Source organism: Streptomyces sp. JK94 (assembly GCF_053613315.1).
Map to the genome: position 1 here is coordinate 1 of NZ_JBSICH010000051.1, position 14,445 is coordinate 14,445.

General features: G+C 73.1%; 13 protein-coding genes. 6 read left to right on the forward strand and 7 right to left on the reverse strand.

The features are described from left to right. Nucleotides 1-858: IS110 family transposase (locus ACVV2G_RS31675; protein ID WP_453845108.1), on the reverse strand; the 858-nt coding region annotated here is incomplete at its 3' end. A gap of 528 nt (nt 859-1,386) precedes the next feature. Here ACVV2G_RS31675 and ACVV2G_RS31680 point away from each other — a divergent pair. Continuing rightward, entirely contained in the window at nt 1,387-1,950 is a 564-nt protein-coding gene (locus ACVV2G_RS31680; RefSeq protein ID WP_453846240.1) for a DUF4396 domain-containing protein, read from the forward strand. Nucleotides 1,951-2,131: 181 nt separating this feature from the next. On the opposite strand, the gene ACVV2G_RS31685 is transcribed toward ACVV2G_RS31680, so the two are convergent. The 4 genes from ACVV2G_RS31685 to ACVV2G_RS31700 form a co-directional block, all read right to left on the reverse strand. Further along, complete coding sequence (locus ACVV2G_RS31685) at nt 2,132-3,571, reverse strand: sensor histidine kinase (protein ID WP_453846241.1); 1,440 nt, start codon at nt 3,569-3,571, stop codon at nt 2,132-2,134. Then, complete coding sequence (locus tag ACVV2G_RS31690) at nt 3,572-4,321, reverse strand: response regulator transcription factor (RefSeq protein ID WP_453846242.1); 750 nt, start codon at nt 4,319-4,321, stop codon at nt 3,572-3,574. 61 nt (nt 4,322-4,382) lie between these two features. Beyond that, a complete protein-coding gene (locus ACVV2G_RS31695) occupies nt 4,383-5,021 on the reverse strand; it encodes a CE1759 family FMN reductase (RefSeq protein WP_453846243.1) in 639 nt (212 codons plus the stop codon). After that, nucleotides 5,018-6,154 carry an LLM class flavin-dependent oxidoreductase gene (locus ACVV2G_RS31700; RefSeq protein ID WP_453846244.1) on the reverse strand — a complete coding sequence of 379 codons (1,137 nt, stop codon included), beginning with the start codon at nt 6,152-6,154 and terminating at the stop codon, nt 5,018-5,020. Before ACVV2G_RS31700 ends, ACVV2G_RS31695 begins: the two co-directional genes overlap by 4 nt. A 133-nt stretch (nt 6,155-6,287) precedes the next feature. Here ACVV2G_RS31700 and ACVV2G_RS31705 point away from each other — a divergent pair, with 133 nt between their 5' ends. Next, the gene (locus ACVV2G_RS31705; protein ID WP_453846245.1) at nt 6,288-6,626 is read left to right on the forward strand and encodes a YnfA family protein; all 339 of its coding nucleotides are present in this window, start codon (nt 6,288-6,290) and stop codon (nt 6,624-6,626) included. A gap of 78 nt (nt 6,627-6,704) precedes the next feature. Continuing rightward, the gene (locus ACVV2G_RS31710) at nt 6,705-7,484 is read left to right on the forward strand and encodes an SDR family NAD(P)-dependent oxidoreductase (protein ID WP_453846246.1); all 780 of its coding nucleotides are present in this window, start codon (nt 6,705-6,707) and stop codon (nt 7,482-7,484) included. A 20-nt stretch (nt 7,485-7,504) separates the two neighbouring features. On the opposite strand, the gene ACVV2G_RS31715 is transcribed toward ACVV2G_RS31710, so the two are convergent. Next, nucleotides 7,505-8,698 (reverse strand): RtcB family protein, encoded by a 1,194-nt coding sequence (locus ACVV2G_RS31715; RefSeq protein WP_453846247.1) that lies wholly within the window; start codon nt 8,696-8,698, stop codon nt 7,505-7,507. 204 nt (nt 8,699-8,902) lie between these two features. Here ACVV2G_RS31715 and ACVV2G_RS31720 point away from each other — a divergent pair, with 204 nt between their 5' ends. The 3 genes from ACVV2G_RS31720 (at nt 8,903) to ACVV2G_RS31730 (ending at nt 12,164) form a co-directional block, all read left to right on the forward strand. After that, on the forward strand, nt 8,903-9,796 hold the full coding sequence (locus ACVV2G_RS31720) for a DUF3558 domain-containing protein (RefSeq protein ID WP_453846248.1): 894 nt from the start codon (nt 8,903-8,905) through the stop codon (nt 9,794-9,796). A 116-nt stretch (nt 9,797-9,912) separates the two neighbouring features. After that, complete coding sequence (locus tag ACVV2G_RS31725) at nt 9,913-10,791, forward strand: DUF3558 family protein (RefSeq protein ID WP_453846249.1); 879 nt, start codon at nt 9,913-9,915, stop codon at nt 10,789-10,791. A gap of 101 nt (nt 10,792-10,892) precedes the next feature. Further along, the gene (locus ACVV2G_RS31730) at nt 10,893-12,164 is read left to right on the forward strand and encodes a DUF2637 domain-containing protein (protein ID WP_453846250.1); all 1,272 of its coding nucleotides are present in this window, start codon (nt 10,893-10,895) and stop codon (nt 12,162-12,164) included. A gap of 67 nt (nt 12,165-12,231) precedes the next feature. Here ACVV2G_RS31730 and ACVV2G_RS31735 read toward each other — a convergent pair whose 3' ends face one another. Further along, on the reverse strand, nt 12,232-14,445 hold the full coding sequence (locus tag ACVV2G_RS31735) for a trypsin-like serine protease (protein WP_453846251.1): 2,214 nt from the start codon (nt 14,443-14,445) through the stop codon (nt 12,232-12,234).

Here is a 14,445-nt window from a genome sequence, read left to right on the forward strand (position 1 = left end):
GGTCCTGACGCCGACGCCGGGCATCGACGTCAGGACCGGGGAAAGAGGGTGGGCCTCCAGCAGGGCGTTGATCTGGGCTTCCAGAGCCCGGCGCTGGGTGTGGACGGCGGCGAGCGAGGCGGCCAGGGAGGGCACGACGATGTCGAGGGTGCCGGTGCCGGGCACGACGACGGTCTGCTCGTCGAGCGCGGCGAAGACGTCGTCGATCAGCCGGACGGCCATGCGTGGGGCTTTCGGTCGGATCAGGTCGACGAGTCTGCGGCGGCCGGCCTTGCGCAGGGCGGACGGGGAGCCGTAGCGCTCCAGCAGCCAGGTGACGGCCTGGTGGTCCAGGCGCGGGCCCAGGACGCGTTCAAGGCTGGGGTGGAACTGGGTGAGCAGGCCGCGTATCCGGTTGGAGGTGCGGGTGGCCTCGGCTGCGAGGTCCTGGTCGAAGCCGACGAGGACCGTGAGTTCGGCGGTGATCTCGTCGGTCAGTTCCAGGGACCGCAGGGTGTGCGGCATGGTGCGGGCCGCGTCCGCGATCACCGCGGCGTCCCTGGCGTCGGTCTTGGCCTCGCCCGGGTAGAGATCGGCGATCCGGCGCATCGCCAGTCCGGGCAGGTAGGCGACCTTGCAGCCCGCGTCCCGGGCCACGGTCAGGGGCAGGGCACCGATCGAGGCGGGCTGGTCCACGATCACCAGGACGGTGCCGAACTTCGCGGCCAGCTTGTCGAAGACGGCCCGCAGCTTCGGCTCGCTGTTGGGCAGCTGCTTGTCGAAGACCTTCTTCCCGGCCGGGGTGAGGCCGTGGCCGTGGTGAGTGGTCTTGCCGACGTCCAGGCCCAGGAACACGCCCACGTCTTCGGTGTCGAACATCGCGCCCTTCTCGGGGTGTCGAACGTGCCGGCCTCGGCAGTGGTGTCGTACTCGCGCATCCACGTTATGCAGACCTGCCGTCCGCGAACTGCCCGGCGTTGCGCCGGACCGGACGGTGGCCGGACCTCTGATCAGCGTCTCCGACGGCACCTCCCGGGCCCGGTGACACCACCCCCCAGGTCATCCGTTCGACAGGGGGCAAAAGTCATGCCGGACCCGGAGGCCAGCGGCCCCGTTGCGGGACCGCGGAAAACATAACGGGGGGACCGGCCCCGGCCGGTTCCCCCCCGACGGCGTACACCCGGTAGTCCGGGCCGGGCCGGCGGGCAAGAGTGGCCGGGGGCCCCGCGCGCCGCTCGGCAAGGGGCCCGTCGCGCCGCTTCGGCACGGGGCGGGCGCTCCGGGGTGCGCGCACCCGCACCGGCCGCCGATCCACTCGGAATACCCCCCAGGGGTATAGCGTTGCCCACCGTGGAGCCGCCTGGCTCCCACGGACGCCGAACGTCGATCGGGCAGGGAGAAATCGTCATGGACCACGACGAGCACCGCACGCACCAGGCACGCCCCCGGCACCCCGAAGCCGCCGGACACCACCCACCCGGCGCACCCCCCGTAGTCCACAGCACGGACGGAACGGACGGCACCCACAGCACCCACGGCGTGTCCTGGGCGACGGCGGTCAGGGCGACGCTGCACTGCCTCACCGGATGCGCCATCGGGGAGATCCTCGGCATGGTCATCGGCACCGCCCTGCTGTGGGGCAACGTGCCGACGATGATCCTCGCGATCACCCTGGCCTTCGTCTTCGGCTACTCCTTCACCCTCTTCGCGGTGGTCCGCGCCGGGGTGTCCCTGAAGGCCGCGGTCAAGGTGGCGCTGGCCGCCGACACCGTCTCCATCGCGGTGATGGAGCTGGTCGACAACGCCGTCATCGCGCTGACACCGGGTGCGATGGACGCCCACCTGTCGGACGGGCTGTTCTGGTCGGCGCTGCTCGGCGGGTTCGCGGTGGCCTTCGTGATCACCACGCCGGTCAACAAGTGGATGATCGGCCGGGGCCAGGGCCATGCCGTGGTCCACGCCTACCACTGACCGGCACGCCGACGGAGGCCGGGCCGGGCCCGCGACCGGTACGGCCGGCGTGCGTCCCCACGGCGCGCGACCGGCGCGCAGGCTCACACGGCCCGCGACCGGTACGGGATCTCCACAGCCCGCGACCGGTGCGCCCACCCCCGCGGGACGGCCCCCCCCACCCCGTCACCGTCCGTCCCCGTCACCGTCCGCCGCCGTCCCCGTCCCCCTCCGCCTCGAGCCCCGTACCCACCGTGAATCCGATCACCGACCCGCCCCCGTCCCGGCGGAACGCGAACGGCGCTCCCCCGTGCGCCAGCGCCACCTCCCGCACGATGGACAGGCCGAGGCCCGAGCCGGGCCGGGAGCGGGCGTCGGCCGCGCGGTAGAAGCGGTCGAAGACCCGGGCCAGGTCGGCGTCGCGGATGCCGGGGCCGCGGTCGCGGACCTCGACGCGGACCGTGCCCGGCCGGGCGGGCCCGGCGACCACGACCTCGATGGGGCCGCTGCCGTCCCCGGCGAACTTGGCGGCGTTCTCCACCAGGTTGGACAGCGCGCGGGTCAGCATGGCGGGCCGGCCGCCGGTCACCGTCTCGCCGCAGACCCGCACGCCGATCTCCCTCCCGGTACGGCGCCGGGCCAGGGCCGCCACGTCGTGCGCGATCCCGGCGAGGTCCACCCGCTGCGGGGGCTCGCCGGCGGACTGGCCCGCCGCCAGCTCGACCAGTTCGTTGACCAGGTCGGTCAGCTCCCGGGCCTCCTGCCCCAGGTCGGCGACGAGTTCCTCGCGGGCGCCGGGCGGGAGTTCGTCGATACGGCGCAGCAGCGAGATGTTGGTCCGCAGGGAGGTGAGCGGCGTCCGCAGCTCGTGACCGGCGTCCTGGACCAGGCGCCGCTGGTCCTCCTCCGACTGCGCGAGGCGGCCCAGCATGAGGTCGAAGGCCCGGCCGAGCCGGCCCACCTCGTCGGGGCCGGTCACCGGGACCTGGACGCCGAGCCGGCGGGTGCGGGCGACGTTCTCGGCGGCGGAGGTGAGGACCACCAGACGCCGGGTGATGCGCCGGGCCAGCCACCAGCCGAACAGGCCCGCGGCGGTCACCACCGCGGCCATCAGGAGCAGCGTCCGCCGTTGCAGTGCCCGCAGCAGATCCTCGGTGCCGCTGAACTCCTGCGCCACCTGCACCGCGCCCCGGCCGCCCCCGAGGGAGACGGTCGCCACCCGGAAGACGTCGTGGCCGACCCCCACCTCCTGGTGCTGGACCGTCCGCCCGGCCGCGGCGGCGCCCGCGGTCCGCCGGTCGGCACCGGTGACCGGCAGCCGCGGGCCGGCCGGGTCGGAGACCTCGCCGTCCGGCCCGAGCACCTGCACATCGGTGCGGGCCGGGCGCACGATGTCGTGACCGGGCGCGGAGGAGGAGAAGTCGCCCGGAGCCATCCGCCGCTCACGCACCTCCGCCCGCAGGTCCTGCACGACCTGGGCGAAGACCGACTCCTGGTCCACCCGGACCAGCCGGGCCGCCGCGTTGTACGACAGCACCCCGACGAGGACCGTGACCACGGCGGCGACCGCGGCGAACGACACCGCGAACGTCGTCCGCAGCGACAGCAGCCGGGGCCGGCGCCCGAGCGGGGAGGGGCCCACTCAGTCCTCCCGCAGCACGTAACCCACCCCGCGCACGGTCTGGATCAGCCGCGGCGCCCCGGGCCGGTCCAGTTTGCGGCGCAGATAACCGACGTAGACGGCGAGGTTCTTCGAGCCGGGCCCGAAGTCGTAGCCCCAGATCCGGTCGTAGATCGTGGAGTGGTCGAGCACGACGCCCGCGTTGCGGACCAGCAGCTCCAGCAGTTCGAACTCGGTGCGGGTCAGTTCCAGCTCGTGCCCGTCCCGCCAGGCGCGGCGGGCCTTCGGGTCCATGCGCAGCCCGGCCGCCTCCAGGTACCGCCCGCCGGGCTCCTCCCGGCCCCCGGCCTGCTCGCGCCCCTCCTCGGCCGCGCCCCCGTCGGCCTCCGCGCGGTCGTCCGTGCGGTCCGTACGGCGCAGCAGCGCGCGCAGCCGGGCGAAGACCTCCTCGACGTCGAAGGGCTTGACCACGTAGTCGTCGGCACCCGCGTCCAGGCCCGCGATGCGGTCGGCGGTCTCCACCAGCGCCGTCAGCATCAGGATCGGCGTGGGGTCGCCCTCGGCACGCAGTTCCCGGCAGACCTGGAGGCCGTCGACGCCCGGCATCATCACGTCGAGTACGAGGACGTCCGGCCGGCCGCGGTGGGCCTGCGCCAGCGCCTCGGCACCGTCCGCGACCGCGGTGACCCGGTACCCCTCCAGGGTGAGGGCGCGCTCCAGGGCGTGCCGGATGGCGCGGTCGTCTTCGGCGAGCAGAACAGTCCGGGGCACGCGCCCAGTCTGCCAAGGCCGGGGGCCCCGGAACGGGACGGGCGGGCTTCTTACCGAGATCTCACCCGGCGGGCCGCAGCGCCGCGAGCCGCTGCTCGAAGGGCACGATCCCGTCGGTCTGCGCAGCCGCCTCCCCGGCGGCCCGTCCGGCCGGCTTCCCGCCCGGCTCGGCGACCGCGGACAGCCCGGCCATCAGCGCGGCCAGCTCCCCCGCCGCCCGCTCGATCCGCCCGTCCAGGCCCCCGGCGCCCCAGTCCTCCGAGGCGGCGTACACGCCGGTCGGGACGACGACGGCCTTGAGGTGGGCGAAGAGCGGACGCAGGGCGTGGTCCAGGACCAGCGAGTGCCGGGCCGTGCCGCCGGTCGCCGCGATCAGCACCGGCTTCCCGGCCAGGGCGTTCTCGTCGGTCACGCCCAGCGCGTCGAAGAACGACTTGAACAGCCCGCTGTACGACGCCGAGAACACCGGCGTGACGACGACCAGGCCGTCGGCCGCCGCGACCGCGTCGAAGGCGGCGGACAGGTTCCGGCCCGGGAAGCCGTTGGTGAAGGTGTGCGCGATCTCCACGGCGAGGTCGCGCAGCTCGACCACCCGGACCCCGGCACCGGCCCGGCCGGCCGCGGCGGCGGCCAGCCGGTCGGCGAGCAGGCGGGTGGCGGACGGGACGCCCAGTCCCGCGGTGACGACGACGAGCTTCACGCCCGCACTCCTTCCTCGTGGTCCCCGTGGGCCGTGTGGTCCCCGTGGGCCTCGTGCTCCTTGCGGGCGGCGGCCAGCAGGGACGTGTGGGTCGGCGCGTCCGGCACGTCGGCCGGGCGGTTCCTGGCGAACTCCTCGCGCAGCACCGGCACGACCTCCTCACCGAGCAGGTCGAGCTGCTCCAGGACGGTCTTCAGGGGCAGTCCGGCGTGGTCCATCAGGAACAGCTGGCGCTGGTAGTCACCGGCGTACTCGCGGAAGGCCAGCGTCTTCTCGATCACCTGCTGCGGGGAGCCGACGGTGAGCGGCGTCTGCTCGGTGAACTCCTCCAGGGAGGGGCCGTGCCCGTAGACCGGGGCGACGTCGAAGTACGGGCGGAACTCGCGCACCGCGTCCTGGCTGTTCCTCCGCATGAACACCTGGCCGCCGAGACCGACGATCGCCTGCTCGGGGGTGCCGTGGCCGTAGTGCGCGTACCGGTCGCGGTACAGCTCGACCATGCGCCTGGTGTGGTCGGCCGGCCAGAAGATGTTGTTGTGGAAGAAGCCGTCGCCGTAGTAGGCGGCCTGCTCGGCGATCTCCGGGGAGCGGATCGAGCCGTGCCAGACGAAGGGCGCGACGCCGTCCAGCGGGCGGGGGGTGGACGTGAAGCCCTGCAGCGGGGTGCGGAACGTGCCCTCCCAGTTCACGACGTCCTCGCGCCACAGGCGGTGCAGCAGGGCGTAGTTCTCGACGGCGAGGTTGATGCCCTCGCGGATGTCCTTGCCGAACCAGGGGTAGACCGGGCCGGTGTTGCCGCGCCCCATCATCAGGTCCACCCGGCCGTCGGCCAGGTGCTGGAGCATCGCGAAGTCCTCGGCGATCTTCACCGGGTCGTTGGTGGTGATGAGGGTGGTGGAGGTCGACAGGACCAGCCGCTCGGTGCGCGCCGCGATGTAGCCGAGCATCGTGGTCGGCGACGAGGGCACGAAGGGCGGGTTGTGGTGCTCACCGGTCGCGAAGACGTCGAGCCCGACCTCCTCCGCCTTCAGCGCGATGGCGACCATGGCCTTGATGCGCTCACGCTCGGTCGGCGTACGCCCCGTGGTCGGGTCCGGCGTGACGTCGCCGACGGTGAAGATGCCGAACTGCATGATCGCTCAACCTCCGATTTGTTGACGCTTCAACTATACCGCCCAACGGTGAAGCCCGGGCCGTTATTCCGCCCCGTCCCGCCCCGTCCGGCCCCGTCCGCCCCCGCACCACCCCGCGTGCGAAGCTGCCAACATGTCCGTCCTCCGCTCCGCCGCCCTCTTCGTCGTCGCCGCCCTGTTCGAAATCGGCGGCGCCTGGCTGGTCTGGCAGGGCGTGCGCGAGCAGCGCGGCTGGCTGTGGGCCACGGGTGGCGTCCTCGCCCTCGGCGCCTACGGCTTCGTCGCCACCTTCCAGCCCGACGCCCACTTCGGCCGCATCCTCGCCGCGTACGGCGGGATCTTCGTGGCCGGCTCCCTCCTGTGGGGCATGGCCGCCGACGGCTACCGCCCCGACCGCTGGGACCTGACGGGCGCGCTGGTCTGCCTCGTCGGGATGGCCGTGATCATGTGGGCGCCGCGCGACGGCGGCTGACTACCCTGGGCGGCGACCGTTCGCGCCGTACCCGCGACGCATCCCGCGTCGCGCCCGTGACGTACCAGGAGCAGCCCCATGGCCACCGCAGCCGCCCCGCCCGCCGCCTCCCGCATCGCCGTCGTCACCGGTGCGAGCAGCGGCATCGGCGCCGCCACGGCCCGGCAGCTCGCCGCGGCCGGTTACCGCGTCGTCCTCACCGCCCGCCGCAAGGACCGCGTCGAGGCGCTGGCCGAGGAGATCCGGGCGGCCGGCCACAAGGCGACGGCCTATCCCCTGGACGTCACCGACCGCGCGGCGGTCGACGAGTTCGCGACCGCGTTCAAGACCATCGGCGTCCTGGTCAACAACGCGGGCGGTGCGCTCGGCGCCGACCCGGTGGCCACCGGCGACCCGGACGACTGGCGCCGCATGTACGAGACGAACGTCATCGGCACCCTCAACCTCACCCAGGCCCTGCTCCCCGCGCTGGAGGCGAGCGGCGACGGCACGGTGGTGGTCGTCTCCTCCACCGCCGGCTTCGCCACCTACGAGGGCGGTGCGGGCTACGTCGCCGCCAAGCACGCCGAACACGTCCTCGCCGAGACCCTCCGCCTGGAGATCGTCGGCCGCCCGGTCCGCGTCGTCGAGATCGCGCCCGGCATGGTCAGGACCGAGGAGTTCGCCCTGACCCGCTTCGGCGGCGACCGGGACAAGGCGGCCAAGGTCTACGCCGGCGTCCCGGACCCCCTGACCGCCGACGACGTCGCCGACGCCATCACGTGGGCGGTCACCCGCCCCGCCCACGTCAACATCGACCTCCTGGTCGTCCGCCCCCGCGCCCAGGCGTCGAACACGAAGGTGCACCGGGAGGCGTAGGCCCCCGGCGCACCGGCGCGTCAGCCCTTGACGCAGACGACCTGCTTCAGCTTCGCCACGACCTCCACGAGGTCGCGCTGCTGGTCGATGACCTGGTCGATCGACTTGTAGGCGCCCGGGATCTCGTCCACGACGCCGGAGTCCTTGCGGCACTCCACGCCCCGCGTCTGCTCCTCCAGGTCCTTGGTGGAGAAGCGGCGCTTGGCGGCGTTGCGGCTCATGCGCCGGCCGGCCCCGTGGGAGGCGGAGTGGAAGGACCGCTCGTTGCCGAGGCCCTTGACGATGTACGAACCCGTGCCCATGGAACCGGGGATGATCCCGTAGTCCCCGGATCCGGCCCGGATCGCGCCCTTGCGGGTCACCAGCAGGTCCACGCCGTCGTAGCGCTCCTCGGCCACGTAGTTGTGGTGGCAGGAGATCTCGCGCTCGAAGACCGGCCTCGCCTTCCTGAACTCCGCGCGGACCACGTCCTTCAGGAGCGCCATCATGAGCGTGCGGTTGTACTTCGCGTACTCCTGCGCCCAGAACAGGTCGTTGCGGTACGCCGCCATCTGCGGGGTGTCCGCGACGAACACCGCGAGGTCGCGGTCGACCAGGCCCTGGTTGTGCGGGAGGTCCCGGGCGACGCCGATGTGGTGCTCGGCGAGTTCCTTGCCGATGTTGCGGGAGCCGGAGTGCAGCATCAGCCAGACGGAGCCGGTCGTGTCCGTGCACACTTCGACGAAGTGGTTACCGCTGCCGAGCGTGCCCATCTGCTTCCCGGCCCGCTCGTGACGGAACCTGACCGCCTCCGCCACCCCGTCGAACCGCTCCCAGAAGGCGTCCCACCCGCCCGTCGCCAGCCCGTGGAAGCGCCCCGGGTCGACGGGGCTGTCGTGCATCCCCCGCCCCACCGGGATCGCCTGCTCGATCTTCGACCGCAGCCGCGACAGGTCGCCCGGCAGGTCGTTCGCCGTCAGGGACGTCCTGACCGCCGACATCCCGCAGCCGATGTCCACGCCCACCGCCGCCGGGCACACGGCACCCCGCATCGCGATCACGGAGCCGACCGTCGCCCCCTTGCCGTAGTGCACGTCCGGCATGACCGCGAGGCCCTTGACCCACGGCAGGGTCGTGACGTTGCGCAACTGCTGGAGCGCGCCCTCCTCGACCGTCGCCGGGTCGGCCCACATCCGGATCGGCACCTTCGCGCCCGGCATCTCCACGTACGACACAGCGTCCTCATTCCCCCGGAAAACATACAGAAGTCCCAAAGCGCAAAACCGGCGCCAAGGGCAGCCAAAGGGACGGCTGACCGGCGTTCACGGCGGCGCGTGCGATACACATTGTCTGCAGGGGGCGCCCCCGCGCGGCAAGCGAATAACCAGCGGGGACACTGGAGTACCGACCACAGCCACACCGGCGAGAGGAGCCGCACCGTGCAGCGGAAGGCCCATGTACCCGGCGTCGCCGCCCTCATGGCGGCGGTGCTGGCCGGCTGCACCGGCGGCTCGGGCGAGGGCGCCACGTCGGACGGCTCCAACCCGGGACAGCCCGGCGTCGCGACCCAGGCGGCCGAACCCGGCAAGTACCGCACCCTCCCGGAGCCGTGCGGTGCGGTCGGCGGCGAGTCGCTCGACGCCCTCCTGCCCGGCATCCAGGAGATCCCGGACGAGGAGCAGCGGACGAAGGCGTACGCCGGCGAGGCGACACTGGCGTACGACACCGACCGCAAGGTCGGCTGCCGCTGGAAGGTGGAGTCGGCGGACGCCACCAACCACCTCTTCGTCGACTTCGAGCGGGTGGTGTCGTACGACACCACCGTGAGCGACGACAGCGAGGCCGAGCAGCTCTTCGCCCAGCAGGTGGAGGCCGCCGACCTGCCCGAACCGGTCGTCTCCGAGTCCGGGGCGGACCCGGAGTCGGCCCCGGAGTCGGACCCGGCCCCGGGGTCCGCGACCCCGTCCCCGTCCGGCACCGCATCCCCGTCCGGCGCCGCCTCTCCCGGCACGTCCGCCGGTCCCGCGTCGTCGACCGCCCCCTCGTCGAGCGCACCGTCGTCGAGCGCGTCCGCCGATGCCACGCCCACCGGCCTCCAGCCCCGGCTCCTGGAGGACCTGGGGGACGAGGCGTTCGTGGACGACGAGCTGAACAGCTCCGGTTCGACGGCGAAGCGGCGCACGGTGACTGTGGCGTTCCGCACGTCGAACGTCGTGGTGACCATCGAGTACGCGGAGCAGCCGGCGATGCCCGGTGTCGTCCCGGACAGCGAGGAAATGCAGGACATGGCGCGGAAACTGGCCTCCCGGATCGCGGATTCCCTGGGCGGTTGAGCCCGCCGGGGCCCGCCGGGGCCCTCGCGCCCCGTTCTCGCAGGGGAGCCGCGCGCTTTCCCCACCGCGTACCGTGACCCCTCGGACCCGTTCCGACCGCAGGAACCACGAGTGCCATGAGTGAAGGAACCATGCAGCGACGAGCCCAGCGTGACCAGCGTGACCAGCGAGTGAAGCGACTTCCCCGCGTCCTTGTCAGCGCGGCCGCCGTCCCCGTGATGCTGGTGGCAGCCGGCTGCTCCTCGGACTCCGGCTCCGACGACGGCAAGGACAAGGCCGCGGAGCGGGCGACCGCGTCCCCGTCCGCGAGCCCGTCCCCGACGGTGCCGGCGGCGGCGTACGCGAAGCTTCCCAAGCCGTGTTCGGTGCTGTCGAAGAAGACGCTGGAAGACCTGGTGCCCAAGGCCGAGTCCGGCAAGGAGGGCGCGTCGAACGACACCGCGCTGCGCGGCGGTTGCTCCTGGGACAGCCTCGACGACAACGGCGTGGACGGTTCCCAGTTCCGCTGGCTGAGCGTGTCGATGCTGCGCTTCGAGTCGGACGTGACGCGCGGCGCGGGCGACAAGCTGGCGCGTGACTACTACACGAAGCAGCTCCAGGACGCCCAGACCGCCGAGGGCGCGGAGAGCGTGAAGACCACCGCGGTGAGCGGCACGGGCGACGAGGCGTCGGTCGTGCGGTACGACCTGAAGAAGAAGGAAGGCACCTTCAAGCAGCAGACGGTCGTGGCACGCGTCGAGAACGTCGTCGTCACCGTCGACTACAACGGCGCGGGCCTGGCCGGCGACGAGACACCGGACGCCGACGACCTGGTCAAGGACGCCCAGAAGGCGGCCAAGGAGGCGGTGGCGGCGGTGACGGCGGCCAACGGCGGCGGCGAGTCCGGCGGCGCCTCGTCGCCCTCCGCGTCCGCCTCGGAACCGGAGTCGGACTCCGGCGCGGAGTCCGGGTCGCCTTCCGGTTCGTCCTCCGAGGCGTCCTCCAAGGCCTCGTAGAAGACGGGCCGTCGGGCCCCACCGACCCACCGGCCACCCGTTCCCCGCACACATGTGCCACCCTGTTGCGCGCAACAACTGGCACTGGGAGGGGAGTACGGGTGGCCGCGCCACTAGAGCTGACCCGAACGCATCGCGTTCTCATCGGCATGGTCGTCTTCGGTGCCGTCATCATCGCCGGGATCGGCTTCGCGGGATCGTACGCGGCGGTGCGGGAACTGGCCCTGCAGAAGGGCTTCGGGAACTTCAGCTACGTCTTCCCGATCGGCATCGACGCCGGCATCTGCGTGCTGCTGGCCCTGGACCTGCTGCTGACCTGGATCCGCATCCCGTTCCCGCTGCTGCGCCAGACCGCGTGGCTGCTGACGGCGGCGACGATCGCGTTCAACGGGGCGGCGGCCTGGCCGGACCCGCTGGGCGTGGGCATGCACGGCGTGATCCCGGTCCTGTTCGTGGTGTCCGTCGAGGCCGCCCGGCACGCGATCGGCCGGATCGCCGACATCACCGCCGACAAGCACATGGAGGGCGTCCGCCTCACCCGTTGGCTCCTCTCCCCGGGACCGACCTTCCTGCTGTGGCGCCGCATGAAGCTGTGGGAGCTGCGCTCCTACGAGCAGGTGATCAAGCTGGAGCAGGAGCGGCTGGTCTACCAGGCCCGCCTGCGCTCCCGGTTCGGCCGCGCCTGGCGCCGCAAGGCCCCCGTCGAGTCGCTGATGCCGCTGCGCCTGGCCCGCTACGGCGTCCCCCTGGCGCAGACCGCCCCGGCGGGCCTGGCGGCGGCGGGCATCGAGCCGGCCCTGCTGCCGCCGGTGTCCCGGCCGCAGGAGGCGGAGCCGCAGGCGGCGCCCGCGGCGGAGCAGCGCCCCGAACTGGTCAAGGGCCGCGACGCGGACCGGCCGCCGCGGGAGGCGGAGGAGGAGGCCGGGCCCGAGCAGAGCCCCTGGTTCAACACGCCCCGCCAGGTCGAGTACCAGGGCGGCTACGACCCCACGTACGACCCGGCCGAGCAGTACGCCCAGTGGTACGAGGAGCAGCAGCAGGCCGACGAGTACCGGGACCAGTACGAGGAGGAGCCTCCGCTCCAGGAGCCCTCGCCGGAGGAGACCGGCAGCTTCCCGATCCCGGTCGCCCCGGGCCGCACCCGTGAGCTGGGAGAGGGCGGCGGCACCCCGGAGCCCCAGGCCCCGGGCGAGGACGCCTACTACCAGGTCTTCAAGCAGTCGATCAACGGCAGCTACCCGACGCCCCGCGAGTTCGGCGACAACGTCGAGGCGACGTTCGGCACCCAGCTCCCGGACCACGAGACGAAGCGCCTGGTCACCCGTTTCACCAACCGCCACAGCGCGGAACTGGAGGACGAGCACATCGCCTGACCGGCGGTGAGCACGGCGCAGGAGCGCCCGGCGGGTTCACCGGACGCCCCTGCGCGGTGCCGTGCTCCTAGCGGGCCGCGTAGCCGAACGCGGTGCCGGCCGACGGGAGGCCGCCCTGTCCCGGCTGGTACACGGTGACCGGGGCGGTGGGCTCACCGAGGGTCACGTTGGACATCGGCAGCGCGTAGAGGGCGCCGGTGCTGCTCGGCCCGTACGGCATGCCGACGTACAGGCGGGTGCCGGTGAAGTGGATGCTGGAACCGAGCCGCTGGTCGGCTCCGGGGGCGCCGGGGATGCCGTCGCCGTCGCCCGCCTCCACCCACTTGTCGTTGGCGCCGGGCGAGCCCAGCAGCGAGAAGACGTGCACGGCGCCGGCCTTCGGCACCGAGCCGAGTGCCTCGTCCGGAAGGCCGACGGCCAGCTTCATGGTCGCCTCGGTGCTGACCGCGCGCGGTGCCGTGTTCACCGCCGTCAGGGTGGCGCCGAAGTGGTCGCCGGCCTCGGAGGTGCCGGACACGTCGTCGTCGCCGGTGCCCGAGGAGATGCCGTTGAGCTGGGTGTAGGTGCCGGAGGCGGTGACGCGGAAGGTGAGGACGGCGCCGGTCTCCGCCTTGCTCACGCCCTCCACGTTCAGGGCCTCGCCCGGCGTGCCGACCGCGAGGATCGACCCGTCGGCGGTCGCCGAGTCCGAGGGGCGGTAGGGCGCCAGGGCCAGGGCCGTGCCGAAGCGGTCGCCCGCCTCGGCGCCGCCGGAGACCGTGTCCAGGTCCTGGTCGAGGCCGAAGAGCGGGGTGGGCCGCTTCTCGGAGTTCAGTTCGTGGGAGAAGACCGCGAGGTTGCCGGCCGCGTCGTCGCCGTTGATGTTCTCGGCGGGGGCGCCGATCGCGATGTGGTTGGCGTCGGCCGCGACGGAGGCGCCGAAGCCGTCGTTCGCCTCCACGGCACCCGGCACGTCCAGCTTGTCCTGGTGGACGGAGACGTTGGTGCCGCCGCGCACGTAGAACGCCTCGCCCGCGTGGGCGGCGCCGCTGAGGCCCTCACCGGGCGTGCCGATCACCAGGAACGGCTCACCGGCGGCGGAGGTGCCGGCGGCGAGTGCCTGACCCATGAGGTCGCCGCTCTCGGGGGTGGAGGCGGAGATGGAGCCGTTGCCGGTGGCCTGCTGGAAGTGGGTGTTCCTGGTCGCTCCCGTACCGAGGCCGCCGGGGGCGCCGTGCAGGAGGTCCACCATGCCGGCGTCGACGGCGTCCCCGAGGTTCTCGCGGGGAGTGCCGACCAGGAGGTCGGTGCAGCCGTCCTGGTCGTAGTCGACGGTGGCGATGGCCTCGCCGAACAGGTCGTTGGCCTCCGATCCGCCGGGCACCCAGTCGAGGTCCTGGGATATCTCGGCGGTGCCCTTGCCCCCGCCGTACACGATCCGGACCAGGCCCGCCTCGGCGTCACCGCCGACGGTGGCCTGCGGGTCGGCGACGGCGACGTCCTCGACGCCGTCGCAGTTGAAGTCGGTGACGCGGTTGGCGCCGGTCTTGGACTGCACCCAGGCGGCCAGGTCGTCGACGCGGGCGACGACTCCGCCGGTGCGGGTCTCGGCCTCGTCGATGCCGTAGCAACCGCCCTGGTACGAGCGGCTGCCGAGGGCGACCAGCTGCGGGGTGCCGTTCACCGTGCGCACCAGGGGGCCGCCGGTGTCGCCCATGCAGGCGGAGACGCCGTCCTGGCCGGTGACCGTGGCCGTGGTGGCGTCGGCCGCGTCCACCGAGAAAGTGCCGGTGTGCAGGTTGAGCGGCGCCCACTCGGACTCGGAGCGGCCGTACCCGGCGAGCGTGAGTTCCTCGCCCGCGGTCGGTGCGGTGGCGGCCAGGCCGACGGGGGCGACGCCGGTGACCGGGCGGTTCAGCCGGGCCAGGACCACGTCGCGGTCGGTGCGGGGCACGAGTTCGACGACGTCACGGACCACGCCGCCGGTGCCGGTGAGGCTCGCGCGGCCGATGGTGGCGGTGGTCTTCAGCGCCGGCTTCCCGGTGGGCACCGCGAGGCTCGCGGCCGGGTTCTCGGCGAAGCAACTGGCCGCGGTGAGCAGCCACTCCGTGTCGACCAGGACGCCGGAGCAGCCGCGGTCGTGGTCGCCGACGACGATCTGGGCGGCGTAGGCGCGGGTGGTGTCGGAGTCGGGAACGGCGGGGCCCGTCACAGCGGCGGCGGGCACGGCGGTCAGCGCGATCGGCCCGGCGATCACGGAGGCCGCGAGCGCGGCGAGACGTACCGGTCTGCGGTATGACAT